Here is a 15745-nt window from a genome sequence, read left to right as displayed (position 1 = left end):
ACCGGCGGGGCGGTCCCGCGGTCCGGCGCCGGCGCACGCCGGGGGCGACCCGGCGATGAGCGGCGGACTGGTCGCCCTGCTGGACGACGTGGCGGCGCTCGCGCGCCTCGCCGCCGCGTCCGCCGACGACGTCGCGGCCGCGGCCGGACGCGCCGGCACGAAGGCCGCGGGCGTCGTCATCGACGACACCGCCGTCACACCTCGCTACGTGCAGGGGTTCCGGCCGGAGCGCGAGCTCCCGATCATCCGCCGGATCGCGATGGGGTCGCTGCGCAACAAGCTGCTCGTCGTCGTGCCGGCGCTGCTGATCCTCGACGCCCTGATCCCGTGGATCCTGACGCCGCTGCTCATGATCGGCGGCGCGTACCTCTGCTACGAGGGCGCCGAGCGGGTCTGGGAGCGGTTCGGCGGCGGCCACCACGCCGAGGAGGCCCTCCCGGCGGCGGTGCCGAGCGCCGAGCACGAGGACCGCATGGTGGCCGGGGCGGTCCGCACCGACTTCATCCTCTCGGCCGAGATCATGGTGCTCTCGCTGAACGAGGTCGCCGACGAGGGCTTCTGGTCGCTCGTGATCATCATGGTGGCCGTCGCGATCGCGATCACGGCGCTCGTGTACGGCGTCGTCGCGCTGATCGTGAAGATGGACGACATCGGGCTGCACCTCGCACGCACCGGCGCCGCCCCGGCCGCGCCGCTCGGCCGTGGCCTGGTCCACGCGATGCCGGTGGTGATGACGGTGCTGACCGTCGTCGGCGTCGCCGCGATGCTCTGGGTCGGCGGGCACATCCTCATCGTCGGCTTCGACGACCTGGGCTGGGCGCTCCCCTACGACGTCGTCCACGGCGCCGAGGGTGCCGTCGGCGACGCCCTCGGCCCCGTCGGGGGCGTCGGGGGCTGGCTCACCAACACCGTCGCGTCGGCCGTCGTGGGCCTCGCGGTGGGGGCGGCGATCGTGGCGGCGCTGCACGTCGTGCCGCGCCGCGGACGCGGGGACGCCGCCGCCGCGCACTGACCCACGCCCCGCCCGCCGGGTTCAGCGGAGGACGGGGGCCCTCGCGAGGTCGGCGGAGAGCCACGTTCGCTGCAGGCCCGCGAGCGTCCCGTCCCGCTTCAGGGCGGCGATCGCGCGGTTCACGGGGCCCCGCAGCCGGCTCCCCTTCGGGAACACCGCCCCGTAGCTCTCGCCGGTGCGGATCACCCCCGCGAACGGCCCGTAGCGGCTCGGGACCTGGGACCGCAGGTACGCGAGGCTGGGGGCGTCGTAGACGAGGGCCTCGCAGTTGCCGACCCGTAGCGCCCGGGTGAGGGTGACGACGCTCGCGGGCAGGAGCGGCGTCGTCGCCGGCCGGATGACGGCGCGGATCAGGTCGGCGCCCGTCGAGCCGCCCTGGGCGCAGAGGCGCATGCCACGCAGGTCGGCGATCGACGCGGGCCGCGCGGCGGTCCGCAGGCTGAGCAGCACGCCCTGGTCGACGGTGAGGTAGGGGACGCTGAAGTCGGCGGCGGCGCGGCGGGCGTCGGTGATCGAGACCTGCGCGAGGGCCATGTCCCAGTCGGGGTCGGCCGGCGCGAGGATCCGCGCGAACCGCTGCTCCTGCACGAGGCGCAGCGTGCCGGCGGCGCCGATGCGGCCGCTCGCGGCGAGCTGCCCGGCGATGGCCCGGGCGAGGTCGATCTCGAAGCCGCGTGCGGCGACCACCTCGCGGCCCTTCACCGCGCCGACCTGGAACCCGTCGCTCGGCATGTCGAGGCCGACCGTCAGGGCGCCGGGGGTCACGGTGGCGCCCTGCTGCGCGGCGGCGGCGGCGGGGAGCAGCGCCAGCGCCGCGAGGGCCGCGGCGAACGGGGCGCGCCTCACGAGGTGGAGTAGACCCGCACCGGGGTCCCCGTCGAGAGGAACGCGAACATCCAGGGGGCGTCGAACGAGGTCATCCGGACGCAGCCGTGGCTGGCGGGGTACACCGGCACCTCCGGGTACTCGTGGAAGGCGATGCCGCCGACGAAGTACGAGGCGTACGGCAGCCACACCTGGAACGGCACCGACCACGAGCGGAGCTCCTTACGGGTAACCGCGTACGAGCCCGGCGGGGTGGCGGTGGCGGCGGCGCCCGAGGAGACGTGGAAGGCCCGCACCACCCGGTCGTCCTGGATCGCCAGCGCGATCTGGCGGTCGAGCAGCAGCTCGACGCGGCGGCCGGGCCCGGCGGCCGCGACCGGCGCGGGCCGTGCCGCCGACGCGAGGGCGGCGAGCGTGGCGGGACCGGGGACGCCGTCGCGCCCGAGGCGCGCCCACTTCTGGAACGCGATGACGCCGGCGGTGGTCCGCGGGCCGGGGCGGCCGTCGACCGCCTCGGGGGCGAGGAAGCCGAGCTCCGCGAGCCGGGTCTGGAGGGCGGTCGTGCCCGCGTCGGGCGCGGCGGTGCCCGGCGCGGTCGGCGCGGGCGGCGGGGCGGACGGGGTCGCGAGCCCCTCACGGGTCAGGGGGACGCTCGCGTCGATGCCGGGGAACACGCCGAGCACCGTGCCGCCCTGGATGAGCACCCGCGCCGACGTGATCCCGCGCTGGGCGGTGGCGGTGTAGACGATCTGCGCGAGGCGCGCGTTGAGGCCCTCGGCGTTCAGGCCCTGCATCAGCTTCGCGCCGAGGTCGACCGTGACGCGGGCGCCCGAGACCCGCACCGCCCGCAGGCCCGTGCCGCGGGGGATGTAGGTCCGGAACCCGCGCGCCCTCTCGGCGGCGGTCGGGCCGCGCAGCAGCGCCCGCAGGGCGTCCTGCGGCGTCGCCCCGTCGCGCGGCACCGCCACCATCTGCTCGCCGCGCGGGAAGAACACCTGCACCGCCGCGCTCGCGGGGGCGGACAGGATCATGGTGAGGACCCCCGCCACCACGAGGGCGGCGAGGCGCGTCACGGTCCGGGGCACGCCCTCATCCTGCCCGATCCAGGCGCAGCGCGACGGGCTCCCCGTCGAGGACGTGCTCCTCGTGGCGCAGCCCGGCGAAGGGCGCGCCGTGCGACACCGACAGCTCGGTCGCGAGCGTCTCGGCGGCGATCTCGGCGCGGTGCGCGTCGATGGCCTCGCGGGCCGGTCCGGAACCGTCGAGGTGGAGGCGGATGCGCTCCTCCACCCGCAGGCCCGCGGCCCGCCGGGCGCCCTGGACCGCGTGGACGATCTCGCGGGCGAGCGCGTCGCGGCGCAGCTCCGGCGTCAGCTCCGTCGCGAGGCCGACGGCGAGGGCGGCGTCCTGCCCGACGGCGTAGCCCTCGGTCGGCCGCGCCTCGCGCAGCAGGTCCTCCGAGTCGAGCGGGTGCCCGACGCCGTCGACCGTGATCTCCACCGGCTCGCCCGCGTCGAGGGCGCGGGCCGTGTCGGCGGGGGGCAGGCCGGCGACGGCGGCGGCGACCCGGGGCATCGCCTTCCCGAACCGGGGGCCGAGGCGGCGGTAGTTCGGCTTCAGGGTGACGTCGACGAGCTCGCCGGGGTCGGTGACGAAGCGCACCGCGCGGACGTTGAGCTCCTCGGCGACGAGGTCGACGAGGGTCCCGATGCGCTCCGCCACGGCGGCGGGGCACGCGACGACGGCCTCCGCGAGCGGCTGGCGGACCTTCAGCTTCGACTCGGCGCGTGCGCCGCGGCCGACGGCCACCGCCTCACGGGCGTCGGCCATGGCGAGCTCGAGGTCGGGGTCGCGGCGGTCGCCGGGCACCGGCCACGCGGCGAGGTGGACGCTCTCGGGGGCCGCGGGGTCGTGGGCGGCCACCAGGGTGCCGTGGACCTCCTCGGCGACGAACGGGCAGTACGGCGCCACCAGCAGCGCCAGCGTCGCGAGGCACTCGTGCAGGGTCGCGAAGGCGGCGTCGCCGTCGGCGCGGTCGCCGTCGCCGGCGCCCTGACGGCCCCCCCAGAACCGGCGGCGCGACACGCGGACGTACCAGTTGCTGAGGTCGTCGAGGAACGCCTCGAGCGCCCGGCCGCCGCCGGTCGCGTCGTACCCATCCAGGCAGGCGGTGACCTCGGCGACCGTGCCGTCGAGCCGCGACAGGATCCACCGGTCGGTGGGCCGCAGGTCGGCGGGGTCGGGGCGGGCGCCGCCGGGCGCCCAGCCGTCGGGCAGCGACGCGTACGTCACGAGGAACGAGTACGTGTTCCAGAACGTCAGGAGGAAGCGGCGCATCGCCTCGTCGACCGCCTCGAGGCTGAAGCGCGACGAGTCCCACGGGCTCTGCGCCGTGAGGAGGTACCAGCGGAAGGCGTCGGCCCCCTGGCGGTCGAGGACCGTCCAGGGCTCGATGACGTTGCCCTTGCTCTTGCTCATCTTCTGACCCTCGGCGTCGAGGATCAGCCCCAGGCAGACCACGTTGCGGTACGCGGTCTCGTCGAACAGCAGCGTGCTCTCGGCGAGCAGCGAGTAGAACCAGCCGCGGGTCTGGTCGAGGGCCTCGCAGATGAAGTCGGCGGGGATGCGCCCGGTCAGGTCGCCGCCCGTCGCGAAGGGGTGGTGGTCCTGCGCGAACGGCATGGCGCCGCTGTCGTACCAGACGTCGATCACCTCGGGCTCGCGGCGCATCTCGCCGCCGCAGGAGCACGTGAGCAGGACGTCGTCGACGAACGGGCGGTGGGGGTCGAACGGCTCGGGGAGCGGGGCCGTCGCGCGCTCCGCGAGGGCGGCGTACGAGCCGATCGCGTCGACCGTGTCGCACGACCCGCAGCGCCACAGCGGCAGCGGGGTGCCCCAGTAGCGGTCGCGGGAGATCGCCCAGTCGACGTTGCCCTCGAGCCACTTGCCGAAGCGGCCGTCGCGCACCCGCTCCGGGTGCCAGCCGATGCCGGAGTTGAGCTCCAGCATGCGGTCGCGCACCTCGGTGGTGCGCACGTACCACGACGGCTTGGCGTAGTAGAGGAGCGGCGTGCCGCAGCGCCAGCAGTGGGGGTAGGAGTGGTGGTGGATCGCGGAGCGCAGCAGGAGCCCGCGGCCGGCGAGGTCGTCGATCAGGTCGGGGTCGGCCTCCTTCACGAACCGCCCCTCCCACGGGCCGACGGCGGCGGTGAAGCGCCCGTCCGGGCCGACGGGGTTCGGGGCGTCCAGGCCGTGCCGCTTCGCGGCGAGCATGTCGTCCTCGCCGAACGCCGGGGCGAGGTGGACGATGCCGGTGCCGTCGTGGACGGTGACGAAGTCGGCGTCGACGACGCGGTGCGCGCCCGGGAGGTACGGGAACGGCGGGGCGTACTCGCGGCCGACGAGCTCCGCGCCGCTCATGCGGGCGACGATCCGGGCCTCCTCGCCGAGGACCCGCGCGACGAGCGGCTCCGCCAGGATCAGGCGCTCGTCGCCGTGCTCGGCGACGGCGTACGTGACGTCGGCGTGGACGGCGGCCGCCTGGTTGGCGGGGAGGGTCCACGGCGTCGTCGTCCAGACCAGCAGCGACCCGTCGCCGTCGGTCAGCGGGAACCGGACGTAGACCGACGGGTCGTCGACGTCCTGGTAGCCCTGCGCGACCTCGTGGCTGGAGAGCGCCGTGCCGCAGCGGGGGCAGTAGGGGACGACCTTGTCGCTGCGGTACAGCAGGCCGCGCCCGTGGAGCTCGGCGAGGCTCCACCAGACGCTCTCGATGTAGTCCGTGTCCATCGTGCGGTAGGCGCGGTCCGTGTCGATCCAGAACCCGATCCGCTCGGTCAGCCGCTCCCACTCGTCGAGGTAGGTGAGCACCGACTCGCGGCAGAGCGCGTTGAACTCGGCGATGCCGTACGCCTCGATCTCGGGCTTGCCCGAGATGCCGAGCCGCTTCTCCACCTCGAGCTCGACCGGCAGCCCGTGGCAGTCCCAGCCGCCGCGGCGGTCGACGAAGCGGCCCCGCATCGTCTGGAAGCGGGGGAAGATGTCCTTGAAGACGCGCGACAGGACATGGTGGGAGCCGGGGCGCCCGTTCGCCGTCGGCGGTCCCTCGAAGAAGACGAACGGCTCCGCGCCGGCGCGCTCCTCCAGGCTCCGGGCGAAGACGCGGCGCTCGCGCCAGAACGCGAGGACGCGCTCCTCCATCTCCCCCCACGCGGCGCCCGGGGGGACCTCCCGCCAGGGACCCGTCACGCGGCGAGCGAGGCGGTGGACTCCAGGTGCTCGCGCACCTGGACGAAGTCCTCGAACGGGACGAAGGGCAGGCCGGCGGCGGCGAGGTCGCGCGCCAGGTCGGCCCGGGCGAAGACGAGGTCGGCGGTGCGGGCGGCGCAGCGGTCGGAGATGCCGTCCCCGACGTACACGAGCTGCTCGCCCCGGGAGTGCCGGGCGAGGTCGTGGCGCTTGCAGCACCGGCCGCACTCGACGCAGATCGCGCCGCGGTCGGCCCAGACCAGGCGGGCGCCCTCGGGGGAGAACACCGCCTCGTGGCTCACGACCTGGAGATGACCGAGCCCCCAGTGGGCGAGGGCCGCCTCGATGACGGAGCGGAACCCGGAGGAGAAGACGATGAGGCGGTGGCCGCGACGCTCCGCCCACGCGACCATCTCGGGGAAGCCGTCGCGGAGGCCGGCCTCGCGGAGGACGACGTCCCGCACCTCGTCGGGCGTCGCCCGGACGGTGGCGAACTCCTCCTGCATCGCCTGCTCGAGGGTCACCTCGCCCGCGCGCAGGCGCGGCTCGATCGCCGCCCACAGCCCGCGGGTCCCGAACTCCTCGACGATGATGTGGAGCGTGTCGCGGCGGGTGATCGTGCCGTCGAAATCGCACGCGATGAGCAGGTTCTCCACCGGGTCGAGGGTACCAGAGGGGTCGCGGCTCCCCCCCGCCCGGTGCGCCACGACTACGATCGGCCCGTGAACGCGCCGCGGCCCATCCTGCTGCACGGCTCGGGCGGCGACCACCGCGTCTGGGCCGCCCAGAGCGCGGTGCTCGCGGGCGCCGTCGCCGTCGACCTGCCGGGGCACCCCGACGGGACGCCGCTGACGCGGCTGGAGGAGCTCGGCCGGACGGTCGCGCGCGCCGTGGCGACGATCCCCGCACCGCGGGCGCTGGTCGGCCACTCCCTCGGCGCCGCCGTGGCGCTGGAGGTCGCGCGCACCCGCCCCGAGCTCGTCGACGGCGTCGTCGTCATCGCCTCGGCCGCGCGGCTCGGCGTGCCCGACGCCACGTTGGAGCGCGCCCGCGACGACTTCGCGGCCGAGCGGGAGCGCCTCGTCGCCGGCTCGTTCGCCGACCCCACGACCCCGATGGCCGACGTCGCCCGCGCCGCGATCGACGCGGGCGGGCCGGCGGCCCTCCTGGCCGACTACGCGGCGTGCCGCTCGGTCGACCTGCGCGGCGGCCTCGCCGGGGTGCGGGTCCCCGTGCTCGTCGTCGTCGGCGCCGACGACCCGTTCACCCCCGTCCACCACGCCGAGGCACTTGCGCGGGAGCTGCCGATGGTGCGCATGGTGGTGATCCCCGGGGCCCGCCACATGCCGATGTCCGAGTTCGACGTGACCGTGAACCACCTGATCGCCGCCTACCTCGCACGCCTCGAGCTGACGCTGGAGGGGGCGTGAGCGCCCCCGGCCCGATCGCGCTCGTCATGAACCCCGCCGCGACGCGGGCCGGCACCGGGGTGCGGGCGGAGGTGACGCGGGCCCTCGGGCCCCTCGGCCTGGAGTGGGCCCTCGTGACCCGCGGGCCGGGCGACGCCGGTGGCCTCGCGGCGGAGGCCGCCGCGCAGGGCGCGCGGGTGGTCGTGACGGTCGGGGGCGACGGGACCGTCGCCGACGTCGCGGGGGTGCTGGCGGGCGGGCCGGTGGCGCTCGCCCCCCTCCCCGGGGGCAACGCCAACGTCTTCGCGCGTGCGCTCGGGTGGCCGAACCGCCTCGACGACGCCATCGCGGCGCTGGGGCGGGCGCTCGCCGCCGGGCGCTTCCGCGACGCGGCCCTCGGGCGCGTCACGGCCGGGGAGGTGGACCGCGTCTTCACGATCAACGCGGGTATGGGCATCGACGCCGCCACGGTCGAGTGGATCGAGGCCCGGCCCCGCACGAAGCGGCGGCTGCGGCAGGCGGGGTTCGCGCTCGGGGCCCTGATCGCGGCGGCACGGGCGGGGCGCGCGCCGCGGCTGCACGTGAGCGGCGAGGGGATCACCCCCGTCGACGCGGTCGCGGTGCTCGTCGCCTGCGGCACCCCCTACACCTACCTGGGCCGCCGTCCCCTCGACCTCGTGCCGGGCGCCGCCTTCGAGGGGGCCCTCGCCTGGGTCGCGCTCACCCGGATGCGCCCCCACGAGCTCGCGGTCCTGATGGGCCGCGCCGCCCGCGGCCGGGACCTGCCGCTCGGGGGACCGGCGCTGTGGGGCGGCGGCGCCGGGGCGGAGGTCGTGGTCACGTCGGACGCGCCGTCGCCCGTCCAGGCCGACGGCGAGGTGCTCGGCCGGCACCGGGAGATGCGCGTCTCACCCGGTCCCCGCCTGCGCGTCGTGGATCCCCGGGCGGGCGCGGGGCTCAAGTCGGGGGACGCCGGGCCGACCTGAACCGTGCGGGACAGGATCGTCCCGTTGACGGCCCGTCGAGCAAGGAGGCTCGCTGATGACGCAAGGACCCGATCCCCGGGCGACCCTGCGCGGATTCATGGCACTGGTCCTGGACATGGTCCGGATCGACCCCGACCGGCGCCCGAGCGCGGAGATGCTGCGCTGGCACCGGGAGCTCGCCGCGTCCGTGGGCGTCATCCCGGAGCACCCCGCCACGAACCGGCAGCTGCTGGACGGCGCCCTGCGCCTGTCCCAGGTCCTGAACGGGCCGGGCCCGGTCGCGAGCGACGCGGGCGCGCGGGCCGAGCTGGCCCTCTGAGCACGTGACGTCCCGGGGGTCCCGCCGCGCGGTGCGGCGGGGCCCGGCCGGGCGCGACGGTCAGGCGGGGGCGGCCCCGTTGCCGCCGGGCCCGCGGGCCTCGGCGCGGCCGGCCGCCATGGCCGTGGGGTCGCCCGAGGCGACCTCGCGGTACGCGCCGATGCGGCGGTAGCGGTCGCGGCGGAGGCGCTTGCGCTCGGCCGGCGAGAGGGCCTGCAGGTCGCGCAGCGCCCGCGAGAGGTACCGGCCGAGCAGGCGGGCGGCCTCGTCGTGGTCGCGGTGCGCGCCGCCGGAGGGCTCCGGGACGACGACGTCCGCGATGCCCCAGCGGTAGCAGTTGGCCGCCGTCGGCTGGAAGGCCGTCGCGGCGTCGCGGGCCTTCGCCGCGTCGCGCCACAGGATCGCCGCGCCGCCCTCGGGGGAGATCACCGAGTAGGTCGCGTTCTCCAGCATCATCACGCGGTCCGTGACGCCGAGGGCGAGCGCGCCGCCCGACGACCCCTCGCCGATGACGACGGCCACGGACGGGGTGCGCAGCCGCAGCATGGTCTGCATGCTCCGCGCGATCGCGCCGCCCTGGCCCCGCTCCTCGGCGCCGGCGCCCGGGAAGGCGCCGGGGGTGTCGATGAGCGTGATGACCGGCAGGTTCATCTTGTCGGCGAGCGCCATCACGCGCATCGCCTTGCGGTACCCCTCGGGGCCGGGCATGCCGAAGTTGCGGTACGTCCGCTCGGCGGTGTCGCGACCCTTCTGGTGACCGATCACGACGACCGGGCCGTCCTCGCCGCGGCCGATGCCGGCGACGATCGCGGGGTCGTCCCCGTAGAGGCGGTCGCCGTGCAGCTCCTCGAAGTCGGGGAACAGGCGGCTGATGTAGTCGAGCGGGTACGGCCGGTCCTGGTGGCGGGCGAGCTGGATTGTCTCCCAGATCGCGGACCCCGTCTCGGCCTGGGCCCCGTGGAGGCGGTGGGCGAGGCGGCGGACGAACTGCCCCCCGCGGCGTGCGGCGACGCTCACGCGCCCTCCTCCGGCTTCAGCACCTTCGAGACGAGGCGGCGGGAGCGCTCGGGGAGCCCGCGGGCGACCGAGGCGGCGCGCTCGGCGGTCTCCTGGGCCCACGTGACCGCCGGGGCGGGGTCGAGGCCGGTGGGGCGCTCCAGGATGCCGAGCACCTTGGCGATCCGGTCCTTCAGCTCGCGGCGGTCGACGACCGCGTCGACCTGGCCGTTGAGGAGCTGCGTCTCGGCGCGGCCGAACTCGGGCGCGAGCTTCTCGCGGGTCGTCTGCTCGATGACGCGCGGGCCGGAGAACGCGATGAGGGCGCCCGGCTCGGCATAGGTCACGTCGCCGAGGGAGGCGAAGGAGGCCCACACGCCGCCGGTCGTCGGGTGGACGAGCACCACGATCACCGGCAGCTCGGCGTCCTGCATCAGCTCGAAGGCGACGACGGTCTTCGCCATCTGCATCAGGGCGATCACGCCCTCCTGCATACGGGCGCCGCCCGACGCGGTCAGCACCACCATCGGCACGCCGCGCTCGACGCAGCGGTCGGCGGCGCGGGCGAGCTTCTCGCCCACCACCGAGCCCATGCTGCCGCCGAGGTAGCTGAAGTCCATGATCGCGGCGATGCACTCGTGGCCGCCCATCGCGAGCTCCCCGACGACGAGGGCCTCGTTGTTGCCGGCGCGCTCGGCGCGCTCGACGCGATCCGGGTAGGGCTCGAGGTCGACGAACTGGAGGGGGTCGCTGGCCCGCAGCTCCGGCCACAGCTCGAGCCAGCCGTCGTCGGCGAACTGGTCGAGGCGCTCGCGGGCGCCGACGGCGAAGTGGTGCCCGCAGGTGGCGCAGACGCGCAGGTTGCGGCGCATCTCGTCGGCGCGCCAGTGGCTCTGGCACTTGGGACACGACCGCTCGTCGGCCGGGAGGCGCCGCGGCGGCGGGCCGTCGGGGCGTTTGCGGCGCAGTCGGTCGACGGAGACGGTGATGGGGCGCTTGCTCACGGGGGGATTATGTCAGGGGGTCGTCGGAGGCGGCGAGCCAGGCCTCGACGCTCTCCCGGTAGGCGGGCACGATCGACGCGGGGAGCCGGTGGTCGAGCACCAGGCGCTCGGCCTCCTCCGGGGTGTGGCCGCGGAGCCGCAGGATCGCGTAGGCGACCATCGCGGACCGGCGGCGCCCCTGCTGGCAGTGGACGAGGACCCCGGCGGACGGGTCGTCGAGGGCCGCGGCGCCGAAGCGCGCCGCCGGGGCCCAGAGCTGCGGCGGCTGGGGCCGGCCGTGGTCCCACATCGGCGCGTGGGCGACGCGGTCGGCGCCGAACACGCGGCGCTCCGCCCACAGGTCCTGCGACAGCCGCGTCTGGAGCTGGGCGCGGCAGTTGATCACGTGCGTCACCCCGAGCTCGGGCAGGCGCGAGACGGCGCCCCCGACGGGGACGCTGCCGACGGCGACGCGCTCGTCGCCCAGCCAGGTGAAGCCCTCCAACCCCCGCCGGGGCCCGTAGATGCGGGTGCTCGCGCGGTTGGCGCCCGCCCGCCAGCCGGGGAGGCGGCCCGCCGGGGTGGGGGGCGCGCCTATGCGTCCTCCAGCCGGCCGAGGACGAGGATCGCGTTGTGGCCGCCGAATCCGAACGCGCTCGACATGGCGATCCGCACGTCCGCGGTGCGCGCCGTGTTGGCGACGTGGTCCACGCCGACGCATGCGGGGTCGATGTCCTGCAGGTTGATCGTCGGGGGGATGACCCCCTCGCGGATCACCATCGCCGTGAGCGCGCCCTCCAAGCCGCCGGCGGCGCCGAGGCAGTGGCCGTGCATCGACTTGGTGGACGAGACGGCGACGCCGCGCGCGACGTCGTCGCCGAGGGCGAGGCGCAGCGCCCGGATCTCGCTCGGGTCGCCCACCGGCGTCGAGGTGGCGTGCGCGTTGACGTAGTCGATGCGGTCCGGGGTGATGCCGGCGTCGTCGAGGGCCATCGCGATCGCGGCGGCGGGGGCGGACCCCGTCGGGTCGGGCTCGGTGAGGTGGTGGGCGTCGCCGGTCAGGCCGTAGCCGAGCACCTCGCAGAGCGGCTCGGCGCCGCGTGAGATGGCGTGCTCCAGGCTCTCGAGCACGAGGATCGCGCCGGCCTCGCCCATCACGAAGCCGTCGCGTGAGGCGTCGAAGGGCCGGCTCGCCCCCGCGGGGTCGTCGTTGCGGGTCGACAGCGCCCGCATGGCGTTGAAGGCGGCGATGCCGGGGCGGGTGATGCTCGACTCGGTGCCGCCGGCCAGCATCACGTCGGCCCGGCCGCGGCGGACGGCCTCGGTGGCGTCGCCGAGCGCGTGGTTGCCGGAGGCGCAGGCGGTGGACACGCACGACAGCGGGCCCTTCAGGCCGAGGACCATCGAGACCTGGGCGGCCGCCATGTTGGCGATCACCATCGGGATGAAGAGCGGGGACACGCGGTCCGGGCCCCGCTCGTCCACGATCCGGGTCTGCTCCTCGAAGGTCCGGAGCCCCCCGATGCCGCTGCCGACGATCGCGCCCGCGCGGGAGGCGTTCGCCTCGGTCATCGACAGGCCGGCGTCCTCGAGGGCCATCCGCCCGGCGGCGACGGCGAGCTGGGCGAACCGGTCCATGCGGCGCGCGACCCGCCGGTCCATGAAGTCGGTCGGGTCGAAGTCGCGGACCTCGCAGGCGATGGTGGTGTCGGTGTCGAGCGGCTCGAACGCGCGGATCTCGGCGGCGCCGCTGGCGCCCGCGATCGCGGCGTCCCAGTTGGCCTTCCGCCCGACCCCGAGGGAGGTCACGAGGCCGACACCGGTGACGACGACGCGGCGCAGCTCCCTCATGACATCGCCAGCCCGCCGTCGACCGACAGCACCGACCCGGTGACGAACGCGGCGTCCGGCGAGCACAGGAACGCCACGGCGGCGGCGACGTCGTCGGGCTCGCCGAGGCGCCCGAGCGGCGTCCGCTCGAGGAGGCCCGCGCGTTGCTCGTCGGAGAGCGATGAGGTCATGTCGGTCGTGATGTATCCGGGGGCGACCGCGTTGACGCGCACGCCGCGTCCGCCGGCCTCGCGGGCGAGCGCCCGCACCATCCCGATCATGCCCGCCTTCGCGGCCGCGTAGTTGGCCTGGCCGGCGTTCCCGATCAATCCGACCACCGAGGAGACCGCCACGATGCTCCCCCCGCGGCGGCGCAGCATGCCGCGCAGCGCCGGGCGGGCGGTGTAGAACGCGCCGCTGAGGTTGGTGTCGATGACGGCCTGCCAGTCGTCGGCGCCCATGCGGACCGCGAGGCCGTCGCGGGTGATGCCGGCGTTGAGGACGACGGCGTCGAGGGGCCCGAGGGCCTCCTCGGCGGCCTCGACCATCGCCGCGGCCTGCGCCTCGTCGGCGACGTCGGCGGCGTGGACGGACCCGCGGCGGCCGAGCGCCTCGACCGCGGCGAGGGTCGCGGCGGCCCCGTCGGCGTCGGACGCGTAGCCGATCGCGACGTCGAAGCCGTCGGCGGCGAGGCGGCGGGCGATCGCGGCGCCGATGCCGCGGCTCGCGCCGGTGACGAGGGCGACGCTCATGCGGACGCCCCGATGGCCGCCACGTCGGCGGGCTCGCCGATCTGCTGGGTGGGCAGGTCGCGGCGCACGCGCTTCACCAGGCCCGACAGCACGCGACCGGGGCCGACCTCGACCATCCGCGTCGCGCCGAGCGCGATGGCGGCGGTGACCGCGTCGCCGAAGCGCACGGGGGAGGTGAGCTGGTCGAGGAGGACGGCCCGCAGGCGCTCCGGCGGCTCGACGTCGCAGGTGGTGGTCGAGAGGAACGGCGGCGTGGGCGGAGCGGGGTCCCAGGCCTCCAGCGCGGGCCGCAGGCGCTCGGCGGCGGGGGCGACGAGGGGCGAGTGGAACGGCCCGTCCACCACGAGGCGGGCGGCGCGGACGCCCCGCTCGGACGCGAGCTCCATGAGGCGGTCGATCGCGGCGTCCGACCCCGACACGACGACCTGGCCGGGGCAGTTGTAGTTCGCCGGCCACGCCTCGCCGGCCTCGGCGGCGAGGGCGCGGGCGTCGTCGTCGGACGGGCCGAGCAGGGCGGCCATCGCGCCGGGGGAGACCTGGGCGGCGGCGCGCATCGCCGAGCCGCGCTCGGCGACGAGCCGCAGGCCGTCGGCGAAGGGCAGCGACCCGGCGGCGACGAGCGCCGAGTACTCGCCGAGTGAGTGCCCCATCACGAGGGCCGGGGCGAGGCCGGCCTCGACGGCGACGCGGAACGCGGCGACGGAGGCGGTCAGGAGGGCGGGCTGACAGACGTCGGTCGCCGTGAGGCGCTCGATGGGCCCGGTGAAGCACAGCTCCGACACGGACCAGCCGAGGACGTCGTCGGCCTCCTCGAAGACGCGGCGGGCCACCTCGTGCTCGCGGGCGAGCCCCTCGCCCATCCCGACGGCCTGCGCCCCCTGCCCGGGGAACATCGCGACGATCATGCGGGCACCTCCGCCCCGAGGGGCTCGTAGCGGACCACGGTCGAGCCCCACGTGAGGCCGCCGCCGAAGCCGACGAGCAGCAGCAGGTCGCCGGCGCGGAGCCGTCCGGCGTCCCGCGCCTCGGCGAGCGCCATCGGGATCGACGCCGACGACGTGTTCCCGTACCGCTCGAGGGTGTTGAAGATGCGCTCCCGCGGGATCGCGAGGCGCTCCGCCGCGTGGTCGATGATGCGGCTGTTGGCCTGGTGGGCGACGACGAGGTCGATGTCGCCGATCCCGAGGCCGAGGGCGGCGAGGAGCCGCTCGGTGGTCTCCACCATGATCCGGGTGGCGAAGCGGAAGACGGCGGGACCGTCCATGCGGATGCAGCCGGACGCCGGCACCGGCCCGCCGGGGACCGCCTCGCGGTCGCCGCTCGCCGGCAGCACGAGGTCGTCGCCCCCGGAGCCGTCGGCGCCGAGGTCGAACCCGAGGAAGCCGGTGGCGGTGCCCCCCTCGTCGGCGGTGACGAGGGCGCCGCCCGCGCCGTCGGCGAAGAGGATGCAGGTCCCCCGGTCGGTCTGGTCGGTCACCCGCGACAGCACCTCGGAGCCGATCACGAGGACCGACCGCGCCATGCCGCCCTCGACGAGCGCCGCCGCCTGCGCGAGCCCGTAGACGAAGCCGGAGCACGCGGCGGAGAGGTCGTACGCCGCCGCGTCGTGGGCGCCGATGCGGTCGGCGACGAGGGCGGCGGTCGAGGGGAACATCGCGTCGGGCGTGCCGGTGGGGACGATCACCATGTCGATCTGGGACGCCGTGACGCCGGCGGAGGCGAGGACGGCCTCGGCGGCGGCGACCGCCATGTCCCCGGCGGTCTCCCCGGCGGCGGCGAACCGGCGCTCGCGGATGCCGGTGCGGGTCACGATCCACTCGTCGCTCGTGTCGACCCGCGACGCGAGCTCGGCGTTGGTCACGACCCGCTCGGGCGCGTAGGCGCCGAGCGCCGCGAGGCGGGCGCGCGCGGGCCGCGCGCCGCGGACGGAGATCACTGCCCCGCGGCCTCGTGGTCGACGAGGGCGAAGCTGAGCTCGGTCTCGCAGGCGAGGACGCCGTCGACCGTGGCCCGTCCCTCCCCCGCGCCGAGCGGCCCCCGGCGTCGCGTGAGGCGGGTCTCGAGGATCAGCTCCTCGCCGGGGCGGACCACGCGGCGGAACCGGGCCCTCCCGATGCCCGCGAACAGGGCGAGCTTGCCGGCGGTGGCCGGCTCGGCGAGCGCGGCGATGGCGCCGGTCTGCGCGAGGGCCTCGATGATGATGACCCCGGGCAGGATCGGGTTGCCGGGGAAGTGGCCCGCGAAGAAGTGCGCCGAGGGGTCGACGTGCCAGCGGGCGCGGGCCGACTCACCCGGGACGAGATCGAGGATCTCGTCGACGAAGAGGAAGGGCGCACGGTGCGGCAGCAGGTCCGTCGGGGCCGGGAGGGTGCGATCGGTCACGAT

Annotated in this window: 16 protein-coding genes; 4 read left to right on the top strand and 12 right to left on the bottom strand. The window is 76.1% G+C overall.

Features of this window, described 5'->3' with window-relative positions:
* Nucleotides 1-55: 55 nt before the first annotated feature.
* Nucleotides 56-1012, top strand: coding sequence for a DUF808 domain-containing protein (locus tag IU369_RS00130; protein WP_217922532.1), 957 nt, complete (start codon nucleotides 56-58; stop codon nucleotides 1010-1012).
* A gap of 21 nt (nucleotides 1013-1033) precedes the next feature.
* Here the strand turns inward: IU369_RS00130 and IU369_RS00125 are convergent, their stop codons facing one another.
* From IU369_RS00125 to IU369_RS00110, 4 genes are read right to left on the bottom strand one after another with little or no spacing between them, the layout of a single operon-like run.
* Nucleotides 1034-1858: an ABC transporter substrate-binding protein gene (locus tag IU369_RS00125; RefSeq protein ID WP_217922531.1), complete on the bottom strand. Its 825-nt coding sequence runs from the start codon at nucleotides 1856-1858 to the stop codon at nucleotides 1034-1036.
* Entirely contained in the window at nucleotides 1855-2922 is a 1068-nt protein-coding gene (locus tag IU369_RS00120) for a L,D-transpeptidase family protein (RefSeq protein WP_217922530.1), read from the bottom strand. Before IU369_RS00120 ends, IU369_RS00125 begins: the two co-directional genes overlap by 4 nt.
* Before the next feature lie 4 nt (nucleotides 2923-2926).
* Nucleotides 2927-6085 carry an isoleucine--tRNA ligase gene (gene ileS / locus IU369_RS00115; RefSeq protein ID WP_217922529.1) on the bottom strand — a complete coding sequence of 1053 codons (3159 nt, stop codon included), beginning with the start codon at nucleotides 6083-6085 and terminating at the stop codon, nucleotides 2927-2929.
* Complete coding sequence (locus tag IU369_RS00110) at nucleotides 6082-6741, bottom strand: MtnX-like HAD-IB family phosphatase (protein WP_217922528.1); 660 nt, start codon at nucleotides 6739-6741, stop codon at nucleotides 6082-6084. Before IU369_RS00110 ends, ileS begins: the two co-directional genes overlap by 4 nt.
* A 66-nt stretch (nucleotides 6742-6807) precedes the next feature.
* Between IU369_RS00110 and IU369_RS00105 the strand changes: the two genes are divergently transcribed.
* Genes IU369_RS00105 through IU369_RS00095 form a run of 3 tightly spaced genes read left to right on the top strand, consistent with a single transcriptional unit; the run spans nucleotide 6808 to nucleotide 8799 of the window.
* The gene (locus IU369_RS00105; RefSeq protein ID WP_217922527.1) at nucleotides 6808-7515 is read left to right on the top strand and encodes an alpha/beta fold hydrolase; all 708 of its coding nucleotides are present in this window, start codon (nucleotides 6808-6810) and stop codon (nucleotides 7513-7515) included.
* On the top strand, nucleotides 7512-8480 hold the full coding sequence (locus IU369_RS00100) for a diacylglycerol/lipid kinase family protein (RefSeq protein WP_217922526.1): 969 nt from the start codon (nucleotides 7512-7514) through the stop codon (nucleotides 8478-8480). The genes IU369_RS00105 and IU369_RS00100 overlap by 4 nt, the downstream gene beginning before the upstream one ends.
* 55 nt (nucleotides 8481-8535) lie before the next feature.
* Nucleotides 8536-8799 carry a hypothetical protein gene (locus tag IU369_RS00095; protein ID WP_217922525.1) on the top strand — a complete coding sequence of 88 codons (264 nt, stop codon included), beginning with the start codon at nucleotides 8536-8538 and terminating at the stop codon, nucleotides 8797-8799.
* A 60-nt stretch (nucleotides 8800-8859) separates the two neighbouring features.
* Here the strand turns inward: IU369_RS00095 and IU369_RS00090 are convergent, their stop codons facing one another.
* From IU369_RS00090 to fabZ, 8 genes are all read right to left on the bottom strand, one after another.
* On the bottom strand, nucleotides 8860-9816 hold the full coding sequence (locus IU369_RS00090) for an acetyl-CoA carboxylase carboxyltransferase subunit alpha (RefSeq protein WP_217922524.1): 957 nt from the start codon (nucleotides 9814-9816) through the stop codon (nucleotides 8860-8862).
* On the bottom strand, nucleotides 9813-10799 hold the full coding sequence (locus IU369_RS00085; protein ID WP_217922523.1) for an acetyl-CoA carboxylase carboxyltransferase subunit beta: 987 nt from the start codon (nucleotides 10797-10799) through the stop codon (nucleotides 9813-9815). The genes IU369_RS00090 and IU369_RS00085 overlap by 4 nt, the downstream gene beginning before the upstream one ends.
* 7 nt (nucleotides 10800-10806) lie before the next feature.
* Nucleotides 10807-11283 (bottom strand): protein-tyrosine phosphatase family protein, encoded by a 477-nt coding sequence (locus tag IU369_RS00080; protein WP_217922522.1) that lies wholly within the window; start codon nucleotides 11281-11283, stop codon nucleotides 10807-10809.
* Nucleotides 11284-11372: 89 nt separating this feature from the next.
* Entirely contained in the window at nucleotides 11373-12629 is a 1257-nt protein-coding gene (gene fabF / locus IU369_RS00075) for a beta-ketoacyl-ACP synthase II (RefSeq protein WP_217922521.1), read from the bottom strand.
* Nucleotides 12626-13360: a 3-oxoacyl-[acyl-carrier-protein] reductase gene (gene fabG / locus IU369_RS00070; RefSeq protein WP_217922520.1), complete on the bottom strand. Its 735-nt coding sequence runs from the start codon at nucleotides 13358-13360 to the stop codon at nucleotides 12626-12628. Before fabG ends, fabF begins: the two co-directional genes overlap by 4 nt.
* On the bottom strand, nucleotides 13357-14265 hold the full coding sequence (fabD, locus tag IU369_RS00065) for an ACP S-malonyltransferase (RefSeq protein WP_217922519.1): 909 nt from the start codon (nucleotides 14263-14265) through the stop codon (nucleotides 13357-13359). The genes fabG and fabD overlap by 4 nt, the downstream gene beginning before the upstream one ends.
* Nucleotides 14262-15296, bottom strand: coding sequence for a beta-ketoacyl-ACP synthase III (locus IU369_RS00060; RefSeq protein WP_217922518.1), 1035 nt, complete (start codon nucleotides 15294-15296; stop codon nucleotides 14262-14264). The genes fabD and IU369_RS00060 overlap by 4 nt, the downstream gene beginning before the upstream one ends.
* Complete coding sequence (fabZ, locus tag IU369_RS00055) at nucleotides 15293-15742, bottom strand: 3-hydroxyacyl-ACP dehydratase FabZ (RefSeq protein WP_246551315.1); 450 nt, start codon at nucleotides 15740-15742, stop codon at nucleotides 15293-15295. The genes IU369_RS00060 and fabZ overlap by 4 nt, the downstream gene beginning before the upstream one ends.
* Between the last annotated feature and the right edge of the window lie 3 nt (nucleotides 15743-15745).

Source organism: Miltoncostaea oceani (assembly GCF_018141545.1).
Taxonomy (GTDB): Bacteria; Actinomycetota; Thermoleophilia; order Miltoncostaeales; family Miltoncostaeaceae; genus Miltoncostaea; species Miltoncostaea oceani.
The sequence above is the reverse complement of the archived record's forward strand: the minus strand, read 5'-3'. Positions and strand labels throughout refer to the sequence as shown.

Excerpts from the sequence above, each read along its gene's own strand:
- IU369_RS00095 (WP_217922525.1), top strand. The coding sequence starts at position 8,536 with ATGACGCAAGGACCCGATCCCCGGGCGACCCTGCGCGGATTCATGGCA.
- fabF (WP_217922521.1), bottom strand. The coding sequence starts at position 12,629 with ATGAGGGAGCTGCGCCGCGTCGTCGTCACCGGTGTCGGCCTCGTGACC.
- IU369_RS00130 (WP_217922532.1), top strand. The coding sequence starts at position 56 with ATGAGCGGCGGACTGGTCGCCCTGCTGGACGACGTGGCGGCGCTCGCG.
- fabD (WP_217922519.1), bottom strand. The coding sequence starts at position 14,265 with ATGATCGTCGCGATGTTCCCCGGGCAGGGGGCGCAGGCCGTCGGGATG.
- fabG (WP_217922520.1), bottom strand. The coding sequence starts at position 13,360 with ATGAGCGTCGCCCTCGTCACCGGCGCGAGCCGCGGCATCGGCGCCGCG.